The 21611-nt window shown below is 71.8% G+C and carries 23 protein-coding genes and 1 pseudogene; 7 read left to right on the top strand and 17 right to left on the bottom strand.

Features of this window, described 5'->3' with window-relative positions:
* Positions 1-111: 111 nt before the first annotated feature.
* The 4 genes and pseudogenes from ACFZCF_RS31400 to ACFZCF_RS31385 all read right to left on the bottom strand — a co-directional run.
* Positions 112-642, bottom strand: coding sequence for a DUF6584 family protein (locus ACFZCF_RS31400; RefSeq protein ID WP_391290487.1), 531 nt, complete (start codon positions 640-642; stop codon positions 112-114).
* Positions 643-710: 68 nt separating this feature from the next.
* The gene (locus tag ACFZCF_RS31395; RefSeq protein WP_388438808.1) at positions 711-1385 is read right to left on the bottom strand and encodes a response regulator; all 675 of its coding nucleotides are present in this window, start codon (positions 1383-1385) and stop codon (positions 711-713) included.
* Positions 1382-2608: a histidine kinase gene (locus ACFZCF_RS31390; protein WP_391290485.1), complete on the bottom strand. Its 1227-nt coding sequence runs from the start codon at positions 2606-2608 to the stop codon at positions 1382-1384. Before ACFZCF_RS31390 ends, ACFZCF_RS31395 begins: the two co-directional genes overlap by 4 nt.
* Positions 2609-2726: 118 nt before the next feature.
* Positions 2727-2927, bottom strand: a pseudogene (locus tag ACFZCF_RS31385) (ABC transporter ATP-binding protein); the annotation flags it as partial.
* Between the two features lie 145 nt (positions 2928-3072).
* Here ACFZCF_RS31385 and ACFZCF_RS31380 point away from each other — a divergent pair.
* The gene (locus ACFZCF_RS31380; protein WP_391290483.1) at positions 3073-3663 is read left to right on the top strand and encodes a GNAT family N-acetyltransferase; all 591 of its coding nucleotides are present in this window, start codon (positions 3073-3075) and stop codon (positions 3661-3663) included.
* Between the two features lie 12 nt (positions 3664-3675).
* On the opposite strand, the gene ACFZCF_RS31375 is transcribed toward ACFZCF_RS31380, so the two are convergent.
* From ACFZCF_RS31375 to ACFZCF_RS31350, 6 genes are read right to left on the bottom strand one after another with little or no spacing between them, the layout of a single operon-like run.
* On the bottom strand, positions 3676-5127 hold the full coding sequence (locus ACFZCF_RS31375; RefSeq protein WP_391290481.1) for a type VI secretion protein: 1452 nt from the start codon (positions 5125-5127) through the stop codon (positions 3676-3678).
* Between the two features lies 1 nt (position 5128).
* Positions 5129-6526, bottom strand: coding sequence for an ATP-binding protein (locus tag ACFZCF_RS31370; protein WP_388438795.1), 1398 nt, complete (start codon positions 6524-6526; stop codon positions 5129-5131).
* Positions 6527-6546: 20 nt separating this feature from the next.
* The gene (locus ACFZCF_RS31365; RefSeq protein WP_388438792.1) at positions 6547-8100 is read right to left on the bottom strand and encodes an SCO6880 family protein; all 1554 of its coding nucleotides are present in this window, start codon (positions 8098-8100) and stop codon (positions 6547-6549) included.
* Positions 8097-9482 (bottom strand): hypothetical protein, encoded by a 1386-nt coding sequence (locus ACFZCF_RS31360; RefSeq protein WP_391290478.1) that lies wholly within the window; start codon positions 9480-9482, stop codon positions 8097-8099. Before ACFZCF_RS31360 ends, ACFZCF_RS31365 begins: the two co-directional genes overlap by 4 nt.
* Positions 9472-10293 (bottom strand): hypothetical protein, encoded by an 822-nt coding sequence (locus ACFZCF_RS31355; RefSeq protein WP_391290477.1) that lies wholly within the window; start codon positions 10291-10293, stop codon positions 9472-9474. The genes ACFZCF_RS31360 and ACFZCF_RS31355 overlap by 11 nt, the downstream gene beginning before the upstream one ends.
* 52 nt (positions 10294-10345) lie before the next feature.
* Positions 10346-10654: a hypothetical protein gene (locus ACFZCF_RS31350; protein ID WP_030495498.1), complete on the bottom strand. Its 309-nt coding sequence runs from the start codon at positions 10652-10654 to the stop codon at positions 10346-10348.
* A 338-nt stretch (positions 10655-10992) separates the two neighbouring features.
* Here ACFZCF_RS31350 and ACFZCF_RS31345 point away from each other — a divergent pair, with 338 nt between their 5' ends.
* Both ACFZCF_RS31345 and ACFZCF_RS31340 read left to right on the top strand, forming a co-directional pair.
* A complete protein-coding gene (locus ACFZCF_RS31345) occupies positions 10993-12033 on the top strand; it encodes an NlpC/P60 family protein (protein WP_388438783.1) in 1041 nt (346 codons plus the stop codon).
* 165 nt (positions 12034-12198) lie between these two features.
* Entirely contained in the window at positions 12199-12930 is a 732-nt protein-coding gene (locus tag ACFZCF_RS31340) for a phosphatase PAP2 family protein (protein ID WP_388438780.1), read from the top strand.
* Positions 12931-13101: 171 nt separating this feature from the next.
* On the opposite strand, the gene ACFZCF_RS31335 is transcribed toward ACFZCF_RS31340, so the two are convergent.
* Positions 13102-13287, bottom strand: coding sequence for a hypothetical protein (locus tag ACFZCF_RS31335; RefSeq protein WP_388438977.1), 186 nt, complete (start codon positions 13285-13287; stop codon positions 13102-13104).
* A gap of 83 nt (positions 13288-13370) precedes the next feature.
* Here ACFZCF_RS31335 and ACFZCF_RS31330 point away from each other — a divergent pair, with 83 nt between their 5' ends.
* Together ACFZCF_RS31330 and ACFZCF_RS31325 are read left to right on the top strand one after the other, a co-directional pair.
* Positions 13371-14198, top strand: a complete 828-nt coding sequence (locus ACFZCF_RS31330) for a hypothetical protein (RefSeq protein ID WP_391290474.1) — start codon at positions 13371-13373, stop codon at positions 14196-14198.
* A 102-nt stretch (positions 14199-14300) separates the two neighbouring features.
* Complete coding sequence (locus ACFZCF_RS31325; protein ID WP_391290472.1) at positions 14301-14471, top strand: hypothetical protein; 171 nt, start codon at positions 14301-14303, stop codon at positions 14469-14471.
* Between the two features lie 21 nt (positions 14472-14492).
* On the opposite strand, the gene ACFZCF_RS31320 is transcribed toward ACFZCF_RS31325, so the two are convergent.
* Complete coding sequence (locus ACFZCF_RS31320; RefSeq protein ID WP_382943333.1) at positions 14493-14846, bottom strand: metal-sensitive transcriptional regulator; 354 nt, start codon at positions 14844-14846, stop codon at positions 14493-14495.
* A 196-nt stretch (positions 14847-15042) separates the two neighbouring features.
* Here ACFZCF_RS31320 and ACFZCF_RS31315 point away from each other — a divergent pair, with 196 nt between their 5' ends.
* A complete protein-coding gene (locus ACFZCF_RS31315) occupies positions 15043-15663 on the top strand; it encodes a DUF47 domain-containing protein (protein WP_043229755.1) in 621 nt (206 codons plus the stop codon).
* Between the two features lie 6 nt (positions 15664-15669).
* On the top strand, positions 15670-16668 hold the full coding sequence (locus ACFZCF_RS31310; RefSeq protein WP_388438773.1) for an anion permease: 999 nt from the start codon (positions 15670-15672) through the stop codon (positions 16666-16668).
* 131 nt (positions 16669-16799) lie between these two features.
* Here ACFZCF_RS31310 and pstB read toward each other — a convergent pair whose 3' ends face one another.
* The 5 genes from pstB to ACFZCF_RS31285 form a co-directional block, all read right to left on the bottom strand.
* Positions 16800-17576 carry a phosphate ABC transporter ATP-binding protein PstB gene (pstB, locus tag ACFZCF_RS31305; protein ID WP_360607851.1) on the bottom strand — a complete coding sequence of 259 codons (777 nt, stop codon included), beginning with the start codon at positions 17574-17576 and terminating at the stop codon, positions 16800-16802.
* 22 nt (positions 17577-17598) lie between these two features.
* Complete coding sequence (pstA, locus tag ACFZCF_RS31300) at positions 17599-18672, bottom strand: phosphate ABC transporter permease PstA (RefSeq protein ID WP_391290469.1); 1074 nt, start codon at positions 18670-18672, stop codon at positions 17599-17601.
* A complete protein-coding gene (gene pstC, locus ACFZCF_RS31295) occupies positions 18669-19628 on the bottom strand; it encodes a phosphate ABC transporter permease subunit PstC (RefSeq protein ID WP_391290467.1) in 960 nt (319 codons plus the stop codon). The genes pstA and pstC overlap by 4 nt, the downstream gene beginning before the upstream one ends.
* 132 nt (positions 19629-19760) lie before the next feature.
* Entirely contained in the window at positions 19761-20900 is a 1140-nt protein-coding gene (gene pstS, locus ACFZCF_RS31290; RefSeq protein WP_388438763.1) for a phosphate ABC transporter substrate-binding protein PstS, read from the bottom strand.
* Positions 20901-21170: 270 nt separating this feature from the next.
* Positions 21171-21602 carry an NUDIX domain-containing protein gene (locus tag ACFZCF_RS31285; RefSeq protein ID WP_391290492.1) on the bottom strand — a complete coding sequence of 144 codons (432 nt, stop codon included), beginning with the start codon at positions 21600-21602 and terminating at the stop codon, positions 21171-21173.
* Positions 21603-21611: the final 9 nt, after the last annotated feature.

Here is a 21611-nt window from a genome sequence, read left to right as displayed (position 1 = left end):
GGGGGACCCTGTGGGAGAGTAGGACGCCGCCGAACAATCATTGTGGGAAAGCCCCGCACCTTATGGTGCGGGGCTTTTCTGCGTTTCAGGGCCGGCCCTAGGCCGGCCTGCTCAGTCGAAGAGGGCGACGACCCCGTTCACCCAGACCGCGACGAACGCGAGCGCCGCCACCGAACAGCCGACGCCCGCCAGCACACCCTTGAGCGTCCACGGTTCCGAGGGCACCTCCCGGTACTTCTCCTCCAGGCCGTCCTGGTAGGAAGCCGGGTCGTCCCAGTCGACGGGGTGCCCCAGCTCCTCGGCGCAGGCGGCCCGCAGAGTGGCAAGACACCCCTGAGCGAAGGCGGTGGCGGCCAGCGCCTCGGGGCCGCGCCAGGCGAGGGCCTTCATCCGCCACGCGGGAGCCCCGTACCGCTCCTCGAAGGCCGCGGTCTCGTCGGCGTCGCGGTCCTCTTCGAGGTACATCCAGCGCCCGGCCTCGGCGGTGTCCCCGTACAGCCGGTACACCTCGGCCAGGCGCCGGCGGAGCGTCAGGTCGTGCGGGAAGGACGAGACGAGGCCACGCAGCCGCTGGCGGGCCAGCGGAACCCGGCCGGCGGCCAGGTCAGCGTCGATTCGGGCGAGGGTCTCTCCGATGGGCATGCACGCATGATCGAACACCCCGGCGGCCGCCGTCGACCGGATTGCCGGGCCGGCGTCCGGGACCGTCCTCAGGCCGGCTTCACCAGGCCGGTGTCGTAGGCGAGGATCACCGCCTGGATGCGGTCCCGCGCGCCCGTCTTCGCCAGGACGCGGCCCACGTGGGTCTTCACCGTGGACTCGGCGAGGTGGAGGCGCTCGGCGATCTCCGTGTTGGTCCAGCCCTGGCCGACCACGGTGAGGATCTCGCGTTCGCGGTCCGTCAGGGCGGTCAGGCGCGGATCCTCCCGTGCGGGGTCCGGGGCTGCGTGCGGTGTCGGGGGCAGGTGGTGGATGTAGGTGTCCAGGAGGCGGCGGGTGAGGCTGGGGGCGACGACCGCGTCGCCGGCGGCCACCGCGCGGACGCCCGCGAGGAGCTCCTCGGGCTGGGCGTCCTTCACCAGGAAGCCGCTCGCGCCGGCGCGGAGGCCGTCGTAGGCGTACTCGTCCAGGTCGAAGGTGGTGATGATGAGGACGCGGGTGCGGGAGCCCGCGGCGACGATCCGGCGAGTGGCCTCGATGCCGTCCAGGCCCGGCATCCGGATGTCCATCAGGACCACGTCCGGGTGGTGGGCGGCGACCCGGCGGACGGCCTCGGTGCCGTTCGCGGCCTCGCCGACCACCGTCATGTCGTCCTGGCTCTCCAGGAGCATGCGGAAGCCGAAGCGCTGCATCGGCTGGTCGTCGGCGATCAGGACCGTCGTCACGGGCGGTGCTCCTCCGGAGTCGTGGGGATGCGGAGCCGCACCTGCCAGCCGGTGCCGTCCGGCAGGGGGCCGCTGTCGAGTGTGCCGTCGTACAGGGCCGCGCGCTCGCGCATTCCGGCGAGGCCCTGGCCCTGACCCGGCGTGGGGGACGGGGTGCCCGCGTCGGTGACGGTGACCAGGAGCCCGTCCGGAGCGGTGCGGAGACGGACGGCGGCCGTGGCCCCGGGGCCCGCGTGCTTCAGGGTGTTCGTCAGGGACTCCTGGACCACGCGGTAGACCGTCAGTTGGGCGCCCGGCGGCAAGGACGGGAGAAGGGCGGGGAGTTCCGACGCGACCGGCAGGCCCGCCTTGCGTACGCCCTCCAGGAGGGAGGGCAGGTCCTCCAGGGTCGGCTGCGGGGCACGGGCGGCGGACGGGGTGTCGTCGGGGGCGGACAGGACGCCCAGCAGCCGGCGGAGTTCGTCCAGGGCCTGGCGACTCGTCGTGCCGATGGCGTCCAGGGCCTGGGCGGCCCGCTCCGGGCTCTTGGCCGCCGCGTACCGGCCGCCGTCCGCGAGGCCCGTGATGACGGAGAGGTTGTGGCCGATGATGTCGTGCATCTCCCGGGCGATCCTGGCCCGTTCGGCGGCGGCCGCGAGGCGCACCTCCTGGTCGCGCTCGACCTCCAGGCGGCGGGCCCGGTCGACGAGCCCCGCCGTGTGGTCGCGGCGGGAGCGGACCGTGATGCCGATCAGGGCCACGATCAGATACCCCCACATGGCCGGGACGACGTGCAGGTCCCACGCGTCGCCGTCGTGGCGCAGCGCTCCCGTCAGGAGCGGGGCCGCGAGCAGCGCGAAGGCCCACGGGAGGCGGGCGGGCGGCCGGGTCAGGGCGATGTGGAAGAGCGGCAGGGCCTGGAGGAAGGCGCCCTGGAGGAAGGCGCCGGACACCTCGCTCACGAAGGCCGCCGCCGTCGTCACCGCGAGGACCGTCGTCGGCCGGCGCCTGCGGGCGTACAGGGGGAGGGCGAAGGCCAGACTGAGACCCACCACCAAGGCGGTGGGAAGGGTCGGGTCGCGGGCGATGTTCCGCCAGCCGCCCGCCGCGTCCACCAGGGCGGCGATCGTCCAGCCGAGGGTCAACGCCGTGTCCCAGAGCCAGGGTCGGGCCGCGTCGGTCGCCCGGACTCGGGTGATCAGCTGCTGCGTCCACCGGCTGGGTGCCGTCGTCTCCGTCGTCACCCCGCCATCATCCCCGCCGTCGTCCGCGGACGTCCCGGCGGCGGAGCAGCAGCGCGGGGGCCGTGAGCGCGGCCCCGGCCCACAGGGCGAGGGCGAGCAGGGCGGCGCCGGTCGACGGGGCGTCGACCCGGGTGAGCGGCGCCCGGTGGGCGGCGGACGCGCGGCCGTCGAGGCCGAGGACCAGGCGCAGGGTGGTGGACGTGCCGGCGCCGTCGGGGCCGAGGAAGCCGGTGACGGTGCCGGGGCGGACGGTGGACGAGAGGTCCCGGACGACGGTGCGGTCGCCGTGCCGCTTGGTGAGCCGCTCTGCTCGGATCATGCCGTCGACGCTACGGAGCGGGCGGGCCACGGGCGTCCGACCGTGGTCGGCAGGGGGCCGGTCGGCGTCGTACCGGGGTACCACGCACCGTCCTGAGCTGCGAATCTCCCTTGTGGGCCGGGGCGGTGGCGGGTGAGGATGCCGCATGAACCTCACGATCCGCACGGTCCTGGCCGACGAGTGGGAGAAGGCGCGCGAGCTGCGGCTCGCCGCGCTCCTCGACCCCGTCGCGCACCTCGCCTTCCTGGAGGCCCACGAGGACGCGGTGGCGCGTCCGGACGACTTCTGGAAGGAGCGGACGGCGAACGCCTCGGCGGCCGGTGCCGGGGGCGTACGGCAGTTCGTCGCCGAGGCGCCCGACGGGCGCTGGCTCGGTTCCGTGACGGTGCTCGTCGAACGGCCCGCGGACGAGGTGCGGTTCGGGGAGCCGGCGAAGGTCGACCAGACGCACCTCGTGGGCGTCTACGTCCGGCCCGAGGCGCGGGGCGCGGGGGTGGTCGACGCGTTGTTCCGGGCGGCCGTGGAGTGGTCGTGGACGGTGCGGGGGATCCGGCGCGTCCGGCTGTACGTGCACGAGGAGAACGCCCGCGCCGCCGCCTTCTACCGGCGCTTCGGTTTCGTGCCCTCGGGCGAGCGGGCCCCGGTGCCGGGCGGCACGGGCTCGTACGAGGTCGAGTACGAGCTGCTGCCGCCGACGGCGGCCCGGCCCGGCGGGGATGCCGCGCGGGCACGGTGACGGCGCTCGCGGTCAGGGGAGCGCGTGCTCGGGCCAGCGGGTGCGGGACTGTTCCGGGGAGCGCATCAGGGCGAGGGTGGGAAGGCCCTGGCGGGGGCCGTCGGCGACGAGGGCCGGGAGCTCCGGGAGCGGGGCGACGGCGGCGACGTCGTCGAGGACCAGGGTGAGTGGTGGGTCGAGCCGACCGTCGGATGACCGTGCGGCCATGCGGCGGCCGTGCTCGACCACGTGCGACGCGAGCGCGGTGAGGAGGGGCATCGCGCCCGGGTGGGTGCGCGGATCCTCGATCGCTTCGCCCACCACGTAGAGGGTGCCCCCTTCGGCGAGGAAAGATGCCAGGGCCAGCGAATCCGTTCGATTCGGGGTGCAGGCCTCGCGGATGTGGACCGAGGAGAAGGCGGAGAAGGCACGGGCCGTCAGTTCCTGGGCCGTGCGCCGGGTGTCGGGGTGGGCGGTGAGGGCCGCTTCGAGGAGGCCGGCGAGGCCGGAGGCGGCCTTGGGGTGGCCGCGGAGGATGCGGACGGGCTCGTGGGCGTCGGTGCCCTGGGCCCAGCGGTGGACCTGGCGGAAGGGGCGGCCGTCGACGGCGGCGGCGTGCAGCCAGCAGCGCAGGAGCGTTTCGGCGGTGGTGGCGGTGGCCGCGTCGAGCCGCGCGTGCGGGCGGACCGGGGCGAGGAGGGCGGCGGCGCGGGCCCGTGCGGTGTCGGGGTCCCCGCAGCCCTCGGTGGGTGACCAGTGGAGGCGGGCCGGGGTGTCGCAGAGGTGGCCGGGGTCGTAGACGAGGACCGGGCCGAGCTTGCCGCGGACGTCCTTGGTGTCGGACCAGACGGTGGGGTCGGAGGTGACGACGAGGGCGGGGCCCTCGGCGTCGTGGACCGCCTGGACGGCGAGGGGGCGGCGGGTGCCGGGCGGGCCGTAGACCGTGCCGCCGGCGGGCCGGGGCCGCTCCTGCGGTACGGGGGCCGGTTCCGGCGCCGGTGCCGGAGCGGTCTTCTGCGGGGGTACGGGGGCGGGTTCGGGCCTCTCCCGTACGGGTGCGGGCGCGGGGTCCTCCCGTACGGGGGCCGGGGCGGACACCGGGGCGGTGGCACCGGCGTACGCGCCCGCCCTGCGGTGGGCGCGGACGGCGCGCCAGCGGGCGTACGTGCCGAGGAGGAAGACGGCGACGACGGCGAGGACCATCGCCTGGCCGATGACCAGGCCCCAGAAGAGGCCGTAGCCGGAGAGCTGGCCGGGCGGGGTGTCCGGCCAGGCGGCCGGGAGGTCGGTGGGGGCGGTCGCCAGGGCGCGGAGGGCCGGCGGGGTGCGGGTGAGCTCCACCCCGTCGGGCCAGGCGCCGTGTGCGAGGAGGCCGGAGAGGCCGGTCGCGGACCAGACGAGGAGGGAGGCGCCGAGGATCAGGACGAAGAGTCCGATCAGGAAGCCGTCGGAGACGCCGCCCTGCTTCTGCCGTGCCTCGGTCACGTCACGCCACCGTCGACCGGGGGGTGTCGTCCAGCCGGCGTTCCCTCATCAGCGCGCGCTGCTCGGTCTCCCACTCCAGGTCCGGGTCGGCGGGGCCGGAGGACTCGGTCATGGCGCGGTCGGTGTAGACGAGGGGGCGTTCCCGCTCGGTGATGAGGTGTTTGACCACCTGGACGTTGCCGTTGACGTCCCAGACGGCGATGCCGGGGGTCAGGGTGGGGATGATCTCGACGGCCCAGCGGGGCAGGCCGAGGACGCGGCCGGTGTTGCGGGCCTCGTCGGCCTTCTGGGCGTAGACGGTCCGGGTGGAGGCCATCTTGAGGATCGCGGCGGCCTCCTTGGCGGCCGCTCCGTCGACGACGTCCGAGAGGTGGTGGACGACGGCGACGAAGCTCAGGCCGAGGCGGCGGCCGAACTTGAGCAGGCGCTGGAACAACTGGGCGACGAAGGGGCTGTTGATGATGTGCCAGGCCTCCTCGACGAGGAAGATGCGCTTCTTCCGGTCGGGGCGGATCCAGGTGTGCTCCAGCCACACGCCGACGATCGCCATGAGGATGGGCATGGCGATGGAGTTGCGGTCGATGTGGGAGAGGTCGAAGACGATCAGGGGCGCGTCGAGGTCGATTCCGACCGTGGTGGGGCCGTCGAACATGCCGCGCAGGTCGCCGTCGACGAGCCGGTCGAGGACGAGGGCCACGTCGAGGCCCCAGGCCCGTACGTCGTCTATGTCGACGTTCATCGCCTCCGCCGACCCGGCCTCGGGGTGGCGGAGCCGCTCGACGATGTCGGTGAGGATCGGCTGGCGGTCGGTGATGTGCTCGTTGACGTGGGCGTGCGCGACCTTGAGGGCGAAGCCGGAGCGCTCGTCGAGGCCGTGGCCCATCGCCACCTCGATGATGGTGCGCAGCAGGGCGAGCTGGCCGGTGGTGGTGATGGCGGGGTCGAGCGGGTTGAGGCGGATCCCGGAGTCGTTGGCGACCATGGGGTCCAGGCGGATGGGGGTTATCCCCAGCTCCTGGGCGATGAGGTTCCACTCGCCGACGCCGTCCTCGCCCTGGGCGTCGAGGACGACGACCTGGCGGTCGCGGAAGCGGAGCTGGCGGAGCACGTACGTCTTCTCGAGCGCCGACTTGCCGTTGCCGGATTCGCCGAGGACGAGCCAGTGGGGGGCGGGGAGCTGCTGTCCGTACAGCTGGAAGGGGTCGTAGACGTAGCCCTTGCCGCTGTAGACCTCGCGGCCGATGATCACGCCGGAGTCGCCGAGACCGGGGGCGGCGGTCGGCAGGTAGACGGCCTGGGCCTGGCCGGTGGAGGTGCGGACGGGCGGGCGGGTGGTCTCCACCTTCCCGAGGACGAAGGAGGTGAAGGCTTCGGTGAGGACGGACAGCGGATCTCGCATCGGTCGGTGCCCCTTCGGCCCTATCGGCGGATGCCGGTCGCGAACGGCAGGGTGTTCACAAAGGCCCGGTGGTGCTCGCGGTCGCACCACTCCAGCTTCAGGTAGGACTTGCCGGCGGAGGCCCTGATCGTGCGCTTGTCCCGGGCGAGTGCCTCGGGCGAGCGTGCCGATACGGTGATGTACCCGACGAGGTTGACGCCTGCGGCACCGCTGGCGAGATCTTCACCCCGCTGGTCGAGCCGGCCGTGGGCGGCGATGTCGCGGGGGTCGACGGTGCGGTTCATCTTGGCCTGGCGGGAGGCCTCGGCCTCGTCGTTGGTCTTCTCGGTGAGCATCCGCTCGATGGCGACCTCGGTGGGCTCCAGGTCCATGGTGACGGCGACGGTGCGGATGACGTCGGGGGTGTGGACGAGCAGCGGGGCGAGGAAGTTCACGCCGACCGGGGTCATCGGCCACTCCTTGACCCAGGCGGTGGCGTGGCACCAGGGGGCGCGGGTGGAGGACTCGCGGGTCTTGGCCTGGAGGTAGGTGGCCTCCATGGCGTCGAGTTCGGCGGGCCAGGCGTTCCTCTTGGTCATGGCCTGGATGTGGTCGATCGGGTGGTCCGGGTCGTACATGGAGTGGACCAGGGAGGCGAGCCGGGACTGGCCGAGGGGCTGGCGGACCCGGATGTCGGCCTCGGTGAGGCGGGCGCAGATGTCGGTGAGCTCGCGGGCCATGACGACGGCGAGGCCGCCGTCGCGGTCGAGGCGGCGGGCGCCGGTGGCGTGCCGGGTGGCGTGGGCCATGGCGTTGGCCTCGGCGGCGAGGTCGCGCGTGTAGTGCATGCAGGCGACGAGGTAGGCGCGGTGCTGCTCGCTGGAGGTGGAGACCATGGACTGGAGCTGGTCGTACGACTCCTGGAGCCAGCCGGGCGCGGTCGGGTCGCCGCGCTGGGCGACGTCCTTGGCGTGGGCGTCGGGGTCGGCGGGGAGGGTGCGGGCCAGCATCTGGAGGCGGGTGACGAAGCCGTCGCCGTTGGCGACGTGCTTCAGGAGGGTGCCGAAGCGGTCGACCAGGGCCTCCTGGTCCTCGGAGTCGCGCAGGCCGACTCCGGGGCCCTCGATCTCGATGGCGGCGGTGACGGTGCGGCGGTCCGCGTGGAGGAGGACGGCGATCTCGTCGGGGCCGAAGGGGGCGGAGAGCCAGCTGACGCGGCCGATGCCCGGGGGCGGGCCGACCTCGACCTCACGGCCGTCGAGGCGGGTGCCGGCCTCGACGGCGGTGGAGCGGTAGGCGGTGCCGCGCTTGAGCATCCGCTTGTAGCTGCGGTTGATCTCGAACCACTTGTAGAACGTGCGCTGCTTGTACGGCAGGTACACGGCGGCGATGGCGAGGACGGGCAGGCCGGCGAGGAGCGCGATCCGCAGGGGGAGGACGGGGACGAGGAGTCCGCTCATCATGCCGAGGAAGGCGCCGACGACGATCAGGGCGATCTCGCCGGTCTCGCGGTTCTTGCCGACGATCGCGTTCGGCCGGGCGCGGCCGATGAGATACGTGCGGCGGGGCGTGACCGGTTGGGACTGGGTCGTCAACGCCCTGCACCTCCTGCTCCTGGGTTCTTGCTGTTGCTGCGGTTGCTGTGCGGGGTGCCCGTGGTGGGGCTGCTGCTACGGGGCGGGGGCGTGGAGCCGCCGCCCTGGGCGGGGCGGCTGCTGTGGGCGGCGACGCCGCCGGAGAGCGGGTTCGCGGGGCGGGGGGTGGCGGAGGAGGTCTGGCCGCCGCCGGTGCCGCCGCTGTCGCGGGTGCTGTGGGTCTTGATGCCCTGGGAGACGAGGGAGGCGGGGGAGGAGATGACGGCGGCGGCCGCGTTCTCGCCGGCGCGGTGGAGGCGGTTGTTGCGGGAGGCGACGATCTCGTCGCCGAAGCCGGGGACGAAGCGGTAGATCATCGCGGAGGAGAAGATCGCCAGGAGGATGATCGCGAGGCCGGAGACGACGGCGGAGAAGGAGTCGGGGCCGGTGCCGGAGGAGAGGGCGCCGGCGAGGCCGAGGACGATCACGATGATCGGCTTGACCAGGATGACGGCGATCATGATGCCGGCCCAGCGGCGGACGTGGCCCCACATGTTCTTGTCGACGAGGCCGGAGTAGACGACGACGCCGAGGAGGGCGCCGACGTAGAGGAGCACGGCGCGGAGGAAGAGCTCCAGGTAGAGGACGCCGGCGGCGAGGACGGTGACCAGGCTGACGATGATCAGCATGATCGGTCCGCCGCTGATGGAGTCGCCCTTCTGGAGGGCCTGCTTGAACGCGCCGAAGAACACGTCGGTCTGCTGGCCGGTGCCGGAGGCGATGACCTCGGTGACGGCGTCGGTGGCGTTGACGACGGTGTAGAGGATCAGCGGGGTGAAGGCGGAGGCGAGGACGGTCAGCCAGAGGAAGCCGACGGCCTCGGAGAGCGCGGTGGTGAGCGGCACGCCGCGCATGGCGCGCTTGGCGACGGCGAGCAGCCAGAGGAGGACGGTGAGGAAGGTGGCGGCGGCGAAGACGACGGCGTAGCGGGAGAGGAACTCGGCGTTCGTGAAGTCGACCTCGGCGGTCTCCTTCACCGCCTTCGAGAGGTAGTCGACGACGGCCACGGCGGCGTCGGCACAGCCCCGCGCGAGGGAGGTGAGGGGGTCGAGGGCGGAGGCGGGGTCGTTGACCGTCCCGGAGGACGAGCCTCCGCCGCCGGTGCCGCCGGTGCCCTGTCCTTCGCAGTAGTCGCGGGCGGTGTCGCTGAGGAGCCCGCAGGGGTTGGTGCTGTCGCTCGGGGCGGGCGTCGGGGTGCCCGGGGTGGTGGCCGTCGGGGTCGGTGCCGACGGCGGGGTGGTGGGGTCGGCGAGGGCCCGGCCCGCGAAGAGGACGACGGCCACCTGGGCGGTGCCCAGGACGGCGGCGGCGCGGGCGAGGAGGGCGGCGGGCCTACCGGGCATAGGTGAAGCCTCCGAACTGTTCGACGGCGTCCGCCATGTCCTGGGACGACGAGGCCCGCTGGTCGCGGCCGACCGGGACCGGGCCGTCCTGCTGGCGGACGTCGACGATCTTCCAGTCGCCGTCGGCCCAGAGGAGCTCGTAGGTCTTGGTGTACCAGGCCTCGGAGACGGGGTTCTTCGACTCCTCCCCGGCGAGTCCGAAGAGGTACGAGTGCCAGACGGACACCGTCGCCCGTTCCGGCGTGTACGTCTCCACCTTCGTGCCCACCGGGATGGTCCGGGCGACGAAGGTGAGCCCCTGCGGGGCGGTGCCGTCCTCCTGGAGGCCGATGCGGCCCAGGAGCGTCTTGTCGCCGTAGGCCTTGTCGAGGTCCGCGACGCGGGCGTCGGCCACCTCCGGCGCGTACACCGCTCGTACCAGGGCCTCGCGGGGGCCCCGTTGGTACATGTCCGGGGAGCCCAGGGCCGCCGCGTAGTTGGCGGCGGCGGACTGGGCGCCCTGTTCGTCGTGGGCGTGGCCGGTGGGGACGGTGCCGTTGGTGTGGGGGACGGGGCGGGTGCCGGTGGGGGCGGTGGCGGACGTGCCGGGGGTGCCGGCGGAGGCGGGCGGGTCCGCCGGGTCGCCGCCGCGGTTGGCGAAGGCGATGGCGGCGACGAGCAGCACCACCACGCCCACGCCCATGAGCAGGGAGCGCGAGCCCCGGGCGGGTCGCCGGGGGCCGCCGTGGACGTCACCGGTGTTGCCCTCGGGCAGGCGGGTACGGGTCTGGCCCGAGCCGCCGTAGCCGTCGTGCTCGTCGCCGGGACTCATGCCGGGTACGCCCCCTCGTTCGTGCGTCGGTGGGACCGCTGGTGACGGGCGGTCAGATGGCCATTCCGTAGACGATGGTGAAGAGCGTCCCCAGGGAGCCGATGATGAAGACGCCGGTGAGGCCGGCGACGATCAGGCCCTTGCCCTGTTCCGCGCTGAAGGTGTCGCGGAGCGCCGTCGCGCCGATGCGCTGTTTGGCCGCTCCCCAGATGGCGATGCCGAGGCAGAGCAGGATGGCCACGGCCATCACGACCTCGATCATGATCTTCGCTTCGGCGCCGAGGCTCCCGAAAGGGCCCCAGTTCGGGGCGATTCCACCGATGATGGTGGTGATGTCGCCCTTCTCGGCCGCCAGGTACATAGAACTCACCGCCCCTGTCGGGTCGTTGGTCACCCCTGCCGGACGGCATGGGTCATCGCCACTATCTTCGCTGATGAAACCGCTCGCGTGTGACGGCTTGGCGGCTCTCTTTACCCGATCCCCGCACACTTGACCGGTCTGACCGTCTTGACCTGCGGTGGTGCGGCCGGATTCCATGCAAAGACGCGTATGGTCACTCTGTGTATCACGGAGGGTGACTCCGGGCAATGATTGTCGTTGTTGCACTCTTGGGGCCGCGTCGGGCGGGCACCGTTTCCGGGCGGGTGCACCCCGCCTAGACTGGCGCCCCGGGCGTACTGCCAGGAACCGAGGGGTGGTTGACGGTGCGTAGGGCGGGCAAGGCGTGGCTGCTGTCCGGCGGGGCCTTCGGGCTCTGCGCCGGCTTCCTGGCCCTGCTGCTGGTCGGTACGTACGCGGCGGCGGCCGGCATCCTCGGCGGCGCGGGCTCGGCGGCGACGGGCACCGTGGCGCTGGCCAAGGGCGCGGTTCCGGCGATGTACCAGGGGCTGGTGCAGAAGTGGGGCAACCTCTGCCCGGCCATCAACCCGGCGCTGCTCGCGGCGCAGCTGTACCAGGAGAGCGGCTGGAACCCGCGGGCGGTCTCGCCCGCGGACGCGCGGGGCATCGCGCAGTTCATCCCCGGCACGTGGGCGAGCCACGGCGTCGACGGGGACGGCGACGGCGACCGGGACATCTGGGACCCGAAGGACGCGATCCCCTCGGCCGCCTCGTACGACTGCGCGCTGGCGGGGTACGTGAAGAAGGTGCCGGGCGATCCGGCGAGCAACATGCTGGCGGCGTACAACGCCGGCGCCTACGCGGTCATCAAGTACGGGGGCGTCCCGCCGTACAAGGAGACGCGGAACTACGTGCGGATCATCCGCTCGCTGGAGAAGAGCTTCGCCCGGCCGCAGGGCCGGCTCGCCCCTTCCCAGCAGGCGGCCGGCGCCATCCACTACGCGCAGGGCAAGCTGGGCACCCCGTACCTGTGGGGCGGCACCGGCACGGCGGCGCAGGGCGGGCGCTTCGACTGCTCGGGCCTGACCCAGGCCGCGTACGACGCGGTGGGCATCACGCTGCCGCGCGTCGCCAACGACCAGTACAACGCGGGACCGCACCCGAGCCGGGAGGAGCTGCTCCCCGGTGACCTGGTCTTCTTCTCCGACGACCTGACGAACTCTCGGGCGATCCGACATGTCGGCATCTATGTGGGCGGCGGGTACATGATCGACGCGCCGCGCACCGGGGCGGTGATCCGCTTCGACCCCATCGACACGCCCGACTACTTCGGGGCCACCCGGGTCACCGAGGACGGCGCCGCCGCGCTGCCGACGCGTCCGCCGGGGCAGCAGGCGTGAACTGACGGCGCGCCCGCAGCGGACCCTCCGTCAGGCACGGGTCCTGAGCTGCGGGGGAGCATCACTCTTCGGTAACGTCATCATGATCAACCGGGTCCGGCGGAACGACTCCCTCAGCGGGTTCGTTCCCCCCTCCGACGACACGAGAGCAAGGGGCCGCGGCAGATGGCTGAACTCGCATCGGACGGTTCCAGTCCCGATGTCGCGCTGCTGTACGACATCAACGGGCTGGCGAAGGCCGCTCCTCCGTGGTTCGACCGGGTCATGGAGTACACCGGCGAGTACGGGATCATGCTCGCGATGGTCCTCGTGACGCTCTGGTGCTGGTGGAGCGTCCGCCGGCGCGGGGCGCTCGCCGACTCCGTCTCGGCCGTCGCCGGGATCGTCTGGGCGCCGCTCGCGGCCGGCATCGCCCTCCTCGTCAACATCCCGATCCGCGGCTTCGTCGAGCGCCCCCGGCCCTTCGTGGACCACGAGGGCCTGGAGGTCCTGGTCGACGGGAAGACGGACTACTCCTTCGTCAGCGACCACGCCACCATGGCGATGGCGATCGCCGTCGCCCTCTTCGTCGCCCACCGCCGCTTCGGGCTCGTGGCCATCGGCCTCGCCCTCACCGAGGCGTTCGCCCGCGTGTACATGGGTGTCCACTACCCCACCGACGTCCTCGGCGGCCTCGCCCTCGGCACCGCCGTCGCCCTGCTGCTCGCCCCGCTGACGCTCGGACTGCTGACCCCGCTGATGTCCGCCGTCGCCCGCTCGCCCCGCGCCGGCCGGCTGGTCCGCTCCCGCCGCGCGGGGACGGCCGCGGCGGGCCGCCCCGAGGCCCTCGGCATCCCCGAGCCCCGCGTCGGGGGCCCGGCCGAGGACGGCCGCGGCGAGCGGGGCCTCGCGGCCTAGGGGCTGTCGTCGGACTCCCGCCGTCGCCCGGAGGGCGGCCCCGCGGCGTCAGGTGCGTGCTCTCGGCGTGCCGGGCGCGAGGCCTCGTACTGGACGTACTTGGCCTTGTGCCCGGTGCGGCGAGAGTGCGTGCATGGCGTCGTGGGGCAGGCGGGAGTTTGACGACAGGCCCTAAGTCGTCGGGGCGTCCGCGTCGGCGTCGGCCGTCGCGTCGACGTGGTCGGTGGCGTCGGTGCGGGCGCGGTCGCGGGAGCGGCGGGCCGGGCCGCTCCAGCCGCAGCTGCAGCGGGCGAGCGCGAAGGAACCGCGCTCCATGGTCGTCGTGTGATGCGGGCCGGTCGCCGACTGCTCGTGCACACCCCCACGGTACTGCGCGTGACGGCTCGCCCGTGCCGTCGTTATGCGCATCGGGAATCCATGCTTCTGGGGGTCGACGGGCGATGGTGGTGCAGCGGTACCGGCTTCCGCGAGGCGTCGGCGGCGGGGCGCTCGCCGTCACCGCGTCCCTGGTCGCCGCGGCGGTCACCGGCTGCGTCGCCCCCGAGGAGCCGGCGGCGCCGCCGGACCCGGCCGGCACCGTGCGGGGCGCCGCCGACGCCCTGGTCAGGGCCGGCAGCTCCAAGGCGTCGACCGCGATGGAGATGGCCTCCGGCGGCACCCGCGTCACCATCCGGGGCGAGGGCGGCTACGACTTCCGCCGCCGCACCGGCCACCTCCGGGTGGTGCTCCCCACGGACGCGTCCGGCGCCACCGCGCACCGGCCGATCACCGAGCTCCTCACCCCCGGCGCCCTCTACATGAAGAACCGCGGCGCGGGCGTCCCCGCCGACAAGTGGGTCAGGGTCGACACCACCGCCCTCGACGACGGCAACCTCGTCACCGGCGGGGCCACCGATCCCGGCGCGGCGGCCGAGCTGCTGCGCGGGGCCCGGCAGGTCGTGTACGTGGGGGAGACGGAGCTGGCCGGGGTGAAGGTCCGGCACTTCCGGGGGGTCGCCGACATCGCGGCGGCGGCGAGAGTCGCCGCCCCGCAGCTGCGGGGCGCGCTCACCGCGGCGGCGAAAGGGTTCTCCACCGACGCCGTGCCCTTCGATGCGTATCTCGACGGCGACGGCCGGCTGCGGAAGGTCCGCCACCAGTTCAGCTTCAGCAATCAGGGGCGGACGGTCGCCGTCTCCTCGACGACCCTGCTGTACGGCTTCGGGACGCGGGTCCTGGTGACGCTGCCGCACGGGCGCGACATCTACGCCGGGAAGGTCGAGGTCTGAGGGGTCCGGACCATCGGCAAATGGTCCGTCCGTGTCATGCGCGGTCCGTGGCCCGATCCGTACGCTGGGACACCGACTCCGTCCGGAAGAGGGTGAAGGCGCGTGGCTCCGCTCGGTACCGCAACCGCAATCGCGACCGCCGATCCCGACGGCGTCGCCCTCGCCGAGATAGAGCTGTGCGGCGACCTGATGATCGCCGCCTCCGCCGCGGACGGCGAACGGCTCAGCGCGGACCTGATCGACGAGGTGCTCCGGGTCGAACCGGCCGGCTGAGCGCGCCGCGGGCGCCGGGGCTCAGGTGCGGAGCATCCGGCCGATCGCCTTGGTGGCCTCCTCGACCTTGGCGTCGAGGTCCCCGCCGTTGGTGGCCGCGTCCGCCACGCAGTGCCGCAGGTGCTCCTCCAGAAGCTGGAGGGCGAAGGACTGCAGCGCCTTCGTGGAGGCCGAGACCTGGGTGAGTATGTCGATGCAGTAGACGTCCTCGTCGACCATCCGCTGCAGACCGCGGATCTGACCCTCGATCCTCCGCAGCCGCTTGAGGTGCTCGTCCTTCTGCTTGTGGTAGCCGTGCACCCCGTGGGCGTGGTCGGCCGGCTCGACGGATTCGACGGTGTCGGGGGTGACCTGGTCCGCCTCGGTGGTCGTCATCGCGTCCTCCCGTTGTCCAGATAAGGGGGTGTATACCCCTCGTGGGTATATGGTACCGATCCCCGCCGTTTGGGGGCGGGGGTCTCGTGCAGTTCACTGTGCCTGATGGGCGACACTGAGAGGACGCCGGTTAGCCGTGGCCGGATGATGCGCCTAGCATCAGCCTGACCGAAACCCAGCACCCCGAGGACCTCACGTGCGATTTCGTCTGACCCCCAGGGAGACGAGCTTCTACGACATGTTCGCCGCGTCCGCGGACAACATCGTCACGGGCTCGAAGCTCCTGATGGAACTGCTCGGAGCGGAGCCTTCCGCCCGGGCCGAGATCGCGGAGCGGATGCGGGCAGCGGAGCACGCCGGCGACGACGCCACCCACGCGATCTTCCACCAGCTGAACTCCTCGTTCATCACGCCGTTCGACCGTGAGGACATCTACTCCCTCGCCTCGTCCCTCGACGACATCATGGACTTCATGGAGGAGGCCGTCGACCTGGTCGTCCTCTACAACGTCGAGGAACTGCCCAAGGGCGTCGAACAGCAGATCGAGGTCCTGGCCCGGGCGGCGGAGCTCACCGCCGAGGCGATGCCGAACCTGCGGACCATGGCCAACCTCACGGAGTACTGGATCGAGGTCAACCGCCTGGAGAACCAGGCCGACCAGATCCACCGCAAGCTGCTCGCCCACCTCTTCAACGGCAAGTACGACGCCATCGAGGTGCTCAAGCTGAAGCAGATCGTGGATGTGCTGGAAGAGGCGGCCGACGCCTTCGAGCACGTGGCGAACACCGTGGAGACCATCGCGGTCAAGGAGTCCTGAGGCTTCGTGGACACCTTCGCCCTGATCGTGACCATCGGCGTCGCGCTCGGCTTCACGTATACGAACGGCTTCCACGACTCCGCCAACGCGATCGCCACCTCGGTGTCGACGCGGGCGCTGACGCCGCGCGCGGCGCTCGCCATGGCGGCCGTCATGAACCTCGCCGGTGCCTTCATGGGCAGCGGCGTCGCCAAGACGGTCAGTGAGGGCCTGATCGAGACGCCGCACGGCGACAAGGGGATGGGCATCCTCTTCGCCGCCCTCGTCGGCGCGATCATCTGGAACCTGGTCACCTGGTACTTCGGCCTTCCGTCGTCCTCCTCCCACGCCCTGTTCGGCGGCATGGTGGGCGCGGCGCTGGCCGGCGGCACCGAGGTGATCTGGGGCGGCGTCCTCGACAAGGTCGTCATCCCGATGTTCATCTCGCCGGTCGTCGGCCTCCTCGCCGGTTACCTGGTGATGTGCGCGATCCTGTGGATGTTCCGCCGGGCCAACCCGCACAAGGCCAAGCGCGGCTTCCGCATCGCCCAGACCGTCTCGGCCGCCGGCATGGCGCTCGGCCACGGTCTCCAGGACGCCCAGAAGACGATGGGCATCGTGGTGATGGCCCTGGTCATCGCCGACGTGCAGCAGCAGGGCGACGAGATCCCGGTGTGGGTCAAGATCGCCTGCGCCGTGATGCTCTCGCTCGGTACGTACGCGGGCGGCTGGCGCATCATGCGGACCCTGGGTCGCAAGATCATCGAGCTGGACCCGCCGCAGGGCTTCGCGGCGGAGACGACCGGTGCGTCGATCATGTTCGGCTCGGCGTTCCTGTTCCACGCGCCGATCTCGACGACCCACGTCATCACCTCCGCGATCATGGGCGTGGGCGCGACGAAGCGGGTGAACGCCGTGCGCTGGGGCGTCGCGAAGAACATCATCCTGGGCTGGTTCATCACGATGCCGGCGGCGGCGATCGTGGCCGCGCTGAGCTTCTACGTGGTGCAGCTCTTCTTCGGCTGACGAGCGGCTTCGCCGCAGTGCGGCTCTTCTTCGGCTGACGGTCGTGGAAAGTGGTCGGGCCCGGCTCCCCTCAGGGGAGCCGGGCCCTTCGTCATGCGGTGGCACCGCCATGCAGCACCGCAGACGAGTCTTTATCCGAAGCGGCCGGAGATGTAGTCCTCGGTCGCCTGGACGCTCGGGTTGGAGAAGATGCGCTCGGTGTCGTCCAGCTCGATGAGCTTGCCGGGCTGGCCGACCGCCGCCAGGTTGAAGAAGGCGGTGCGGTCCGAGACGCGGGCGGCCTGCTGCATGTTGTGCGTCACGATGACGATCGTGAAGCGCTCCTTCAGCTCGCCGATCAGGTCCTCGATCGCGAGGGTCGAGATCGGGTCGAGGGCCGAGCAGGGCTCGTCCATGAGCAGGACGTCCGGCTCGACCGCGATGGCCCGCGCGATGCACAGACGCTGCTGCTGACCGCCGGAGAGGCCGGAGCCCGGCTTGTTGAGGCGGTCCTTGACCTCGTTCCACAGGTTCGCGCCCTTGAGGGAGCGCTCGACGATGTCGGCGAGCTCGGACTTCTTGTACGAGCCGTTCAGCCGCAGGCCCGCCGCCACGTTGTCGAAGATCGACATGGTGGGGAAGGGGTTGGGGCGCTGGAACACCATGCCGACGGTACGGCGGACGGCGACCGGGTCGACGCCGGAGCCGTACAGGTTCTCGTCGTCCAGCATCACCTTGCCCTCGACGCGGCCACCGGGGGTGACCTCGTGCATGCGGTTCAGGGTGCGCAGGAAGGTGGACTTTCCGCAGCCGGAGGGGCCGATGAAGGCCGTCACGGAGCGGGGCTCGACGGTCATGGAGATGTCGTCGATCGCCTTGTGGGCGCCGTAGTAGGCGGAGAGGCCGCTGACGTCGATTCGCTTGGCCATAACTAGTTCACTTCCGTTCGGCTCAGCGGCCGGTCTTCGGGGCCTTCCAGCGGGCGATGCCGCGGGCCACCAGGTTGAGGATCATGACGAAGGCGATCAGGACGAGCGCGGCGGCCCAGGCGCGGGCCACGGCGGCGTCGGTGCCGACCGCGTACTGCTCGTACACGTAGAGCGGCAGCGAGGACTGGGCGCCTTCGAAGGGGTTCGGGTTGATGAGCTTCGTACCGAACACGAGGAGCAGGACGGGGGCCGTCTCACCGGTGATGCGGGCGACCGCGAGCATGACGCCCGTGGTGATGCCGCCGATCGCGGTGGGGAGGACCACCTTCAGGATGGTGCGCCACTTCGGGACTCCGAGGGCGAGGGAGGCCTCGCGGAGCTCGTTCGGGACGAGCTTGAGCATCTCCTCGGTGGAGCGGACGACGACCGGCATCATCAGGATGGCGAGGGCCATGGCGCCGGCGAAGCCGGAGGGGCCGAAGCCCAGCATCAGGGTCCAGGTCGAGAGGATGAAGAGGCCGGCGACGATCGACGGGATGCCCGTCATGACGTCGACGAAGAAGGTGACCGCCTTGGCGAGCTTCCCGGTGCCGTACTCGACCAGGTAGACCGCGGTGAGCAGACCGATCGGCGCGGCGATCAGGGTCGCGATGCCGACCTGCTCCAGGGTGCCGAGGAGGGCGTGGTAGACGCCGCCGCCGGCCTCGGCGTCGAGGACGCCGTTCATCGAGTGGGTGAGGAAGTACACGTCGAGTACTTCCATGCCCTTGCTGATGGTGACCCAGGCGAGGGAGACCAGCGGGATGACGGCGAGGACGAAGCAGACCCAGACGAGGCTGGTGGCGACGCGGTCCTTCGCCTGGCGGGCGCCCTCCACCTTGGTGGTGATCGCGTAGGTGCCGAGGACGAAGAGCAGCGCGGAGAGCATGCCCCACTGCACCTTGCTGTGCCAGCCGGCGGCGAAGCCGATGCCGATGCCCGCGGCGATGGAGCCCGCCGCGACGGCGGCCGGGGTCCAGCGGGGGAGGCGGGCGTGCGCGAGGGGGCCGCGGGGCTTGCTGTACGTGACCGGGCGTTCCTGGACGGCGTGGCTCATGCGTTGGCCCCCGAGTACTCCTTGCGGCGGGCGATGATCATGCGCGCGGCGCCGTTGACCAGCAGGGTGATGACGAAGAGGACGAGACCGGAGGCGATCAGGGCGTCCCGGCCGAACTCGTCGGCCTCGTTGAACTTCGCGGCGATGTTCTGCGCGAAGGTGCCGCCGCCCGGATCGAGCAGGTGGCCGGAGAGCAGGAAGCTGGGGGAGAGGACCACGGCGACGGCCATGGTCTCGCCGAGCGCGCGGCCGAGGCCGAGCATCGAGGCGGAGATGATGCCGGAGCGGCCGAAGGGCAGCACCGCCATGCGGATGACCTCCCAGCGCGTGGCGCCGAGGGCGAGCGCGGCCTCCTCGTGCATCTTCGGGGCCTGGAGGAAGACCTCGCGGGTCACGTTGGTGATGATCGGAAGGATCATGATCGCCAGCAGGATGCCCACGGTGAAGAGGTTGCGGGCGACGCCGTCGGCGGACTTGTCGAAGATGTACGTCCAGCCGAGGTACTCGTCGAGCCACTGGTTGAGGCCGTCCAGGTACGGGACGAGGAAGATCGCGCCCCAGAGGCCGTAGATGATGCTGGGCACGGCGGCGAGCAGGTCGACCACGTACGCGAGCGGCTTGGCCAGCTTGCGCGGGGCGTAGTGCGAGATGAAGAGCGCGATGCCGATGGCGACCGGCACGGCGATGACCATGGCGATGACCGAGGACACGATCGTGCCGAAGGCGAGGACGGCGATGCCGAAGACCGGCGGGTTGCCGGCCGGGTTCCACTCGAAGGTGGTGAAGAAGTTGGTGCTGTCCTTCGAGATGGCGAGGATCGCGCGGTAGGTCAGGAAGCCGGCGATCGCGGCCATGATGACGAGCAGGGTGATGCCGGACCCTTTGGAGAGGCCGCTGAAGATGCGGTCCCCGGGGCGGGCCGCGCTCTTGGCGCGCCTGCTCCTGTTCTTGTCCATTGCTGGTGGTGTGGTGGTAACCATTGGTTTCTCCGGTCTGCGGAGCCGTACGGGTACGGATCCTGGCGGCGGTGCACCGGATGCCGGGGGCGGCACCTCCACGGGAGGTGGGGCGCCGCCCCCGGCAGAGGGTCAGGACAGGGTCGGGACGATCGCGCGGACCTTGGCCGCGATCTCGGCCGGGAGCGGGGCGTAGCCGGCCTCGGCGAGGACCTTCTGGCCCTCGTCGCTGACGGTGTAGTTGAGGAACGCCTTCAGGGTCGGCAGGGTCTCCGCCTTGTTGCCCTTGTCGCAGGCGATCTCGTAGGTGACGAGGATGAGCGGGTAGGCGCCCTCGGCCTTGGTGGCGTAGTCGAGGGAGAGGGCCACGTCGTTGCCGGTGCCCTTGACCTTGGCGGCGGCGATGGCCTTGGAGGCGTTCTCCGAGGTGGCCGCGACCGGGGCGGAGGCGCCGGTGTTGAGGCTGACCGTGGAGATCTTGTTGGCGGTGGCGTACGAGAGCTCGAAGTAGCCGATGGAGCCCTCGGCGTCCTTGACGGCGGTCGCGACACCGGAGGAGCCGTTGGCGGCCTGGCCGCCCTGGGCCGGCCACGACTTGCTCTTCGGGTCGTGCTTCCAGTCTGCCGCAGCGGCGGTGGAGAGGTACTTGCCCAGGTTCTGGGTGGTGCCGGACTCGTCCGAGCGGTGGAAGGCCTGGATGGTGGAGTCCGGAAGCTTGGCGCCCGGGTTCAGCTTGGCGATCGCCGGGTCGTTCCACTTGGTGATCTTGTTGTCGAAGATCTTGGCGAGGGTGGAGGCGTCCAGGACGAGGTTGTCCACGCCCTCCAGCTTGTAGCCGATGGCGATGGGGCCGCCGACCATGGGCAGGTTGATGCCCGTGCCGCCCTTGCAGATCTTCTTCGACTCGGCGACCTCTTCGTCCTTCAGGGCGGAGTCGGAGCCCGCGAAGGCGACCTGGCCCTGGTTGAACTTGGTGATGCCGCCACCGGAGCCGATGGCCTGGTAGTTGACCTCGACACCGTCACAGGCGGCCTGGAAGTTCTTGACCCACAGGTCCATCGCGCCCTTCTGCGCGCTGGAGCCCGCGGCGAGCAGCTGGCCCTTGGCGCCGTCGCACTTGATGTTCGACGCCGCGGCCGAGGTCTTCTCGCCGCCGCCCTTGGTGGGCTCGGTGTTGTCGTCGGAGCCACACGCCGACAGGACGAGCGCGCCGGAGACGACGAGGGCACCGATCGCGGAGGCGCGAAGCCCGTTCTTGCGCGAAAGCTTCACTTTCGGGGGTTCCTTCCAGAAGCCGCCGTGACCGGACCGGGTGTCCGTCGCTTCGAGGGCGGCGCGTGTCGGGTTGTCCGGTGCATCGTCAGGCTCCGTGCACCGCGTAAGGCCGAAATTAGGCAGATCAGGTGAAGCGGTCAGCCGTTGAGAGTGAACGCGAGGTGAACCGTGCCGTAAGCCACGGTGCGGCCGGGCACGGGGTGCCGCCGCCGGGTGCCACACCGTGCCGGACGGTGCGGGGCGGTGCCGGTGGGTACCGGCGCCGTGTCAGTCGGTGTCGGTCACGCCGTGCGGCGGGCCGCCGGGGACCGCGGTCGTGGCCAGGAGGGCGTCGAGGAGTTCGCGGTCGCGCGGCCGGGTCAGGCGGGTGCGGGCCGCGGCCGGGGCCAGCCAGCACAGCCGGTCCACCTCCCGGCCGGGCACGAAGGCGCCGTAGAGGGCGCGGGCCGCCCAGTAGGCGACCTCCTTGGGGCGGCCGGCGACGACGTAGCGGACGGTGGGGAGGCCCGCGCCCAGCTCGCAGTGGTGCCCGGTCTCCTCCAGGACCTCCCGCAGGGCGCAGGCCTCGGCGGTCTCGCCGCGCTTGCGCTTCCCCTTCGGGTGGGACCAGTCGTCCCATTTCGGCCGGTGGACGAGCGCGATCTCGATGCCGTGCCCGGTCGGTGCCGGCCGCCACAGCACACACCCCGCCGCCAGCACCGGCCGCGG

The sequence above is a fragment of the Streptomyces sp. NPDC007945 genome, from assembly GCF_042958885.1.
GTDB lineage: Bacteria > Actinomycetota > Actinomycetes > Streptomycetales > Streptomycetaceae > Streptomyces.
The sequence above is the reverse complement of the archived record's forward strand: the minus strand, read 5'-3'. Positions and strand labels throughout refer to the sequence as shown.

Excerpts from the sequence above, each read along its gene's own strand:
- ACFZCF_RS31400 (WP_391290487.1), bottom strand. The coding sequence starts at position 642 with ATGCCCATCGGAGAGACCCTCGCCCGAATCGACGCTGACCTGGCCGCC.
- ACFZCF_RS31380 (WP_391290483.1), top strand. The coding sequence starts at position 3,073 with ATGAACCTCACGATCCGCACGGTCCTGGCCGACGAGTGGGAGAAGGCG.
- ACFZCF_RS31370 (WP_388438795.1), bottom strand. The coding sequence starts at position 6,526 with ATGCGAGATCCGCTGTCCGTCCTCACCGAAGCCTTCACCTCCTTCGTC.
- ACFZCF_RS31360 (WP_391290478.1), bottom strand. The coding sequence starts at position 9,482 with ATGCCCGGTAGGCCCGCCGCCCTCCTCGCCCGCGCCGCCGCCGTCCTG.
- ACFZCF_RS31355 (WP_391290477.1), bottom strand. The coding sequence starts at position 10,293 with ATGAGTCCCGGCGACGAGCACGACGGCTACGGCGGCTCGGGCCAGACC.
- ACFZCF_RS31350 (WP_030495498.1), bottom strand. The coding sequence starts at position 10,654 with ATGTACCTGGCGGCCGAGAAGGGCGACATCACCACCATCATCGGTGGA.
- ACFZCF_RS31340 (WP_388438780.1), top strand. The coding sequence starts at position 12,199 with ATGGCTGAACTCGCATCGGACGGTTCCAGTCCCGATGTCGCGCTGCTG.
- ACFZCF_RS31330 (WP_391290474.1), top strand. The coding sequence starts at position 13,371 with ATGGTGGTGCAGCGGTACCGGCTTCCGCGAGGCGTCGGCGGCGGGGCG.
- ACFZCF_RS31320 (WP_382943333.1), bottom strand. The coding sequence starts at position 14,846 with ATGACGACCACCGAGGCGGACCAGGTCACCCCCGACACCGTCGAATCC.
- pstB (WP_360607851.1), bottom strand. The coding sequence starts at position 17,576 with ATGGCCAAGCGAATCGACGTCAGCGGCCTCTCCGCCTACTACGGCGCC.
- pstA (WP_391290469.1), bottom strand. The coding sequence starts at position 18,672 with ATGAGCCACGCCGTCCAGGAACGCCCGGTCACGTACAGCAAGCCCCGC.
- pstC (WP_391290467.1), bottom strand. The coding sequence starts at position 19,628 with ATGGACAAGAACAGGAGCAGGCGCGCCAAGAGCGCGGCCCGCCCCGGG.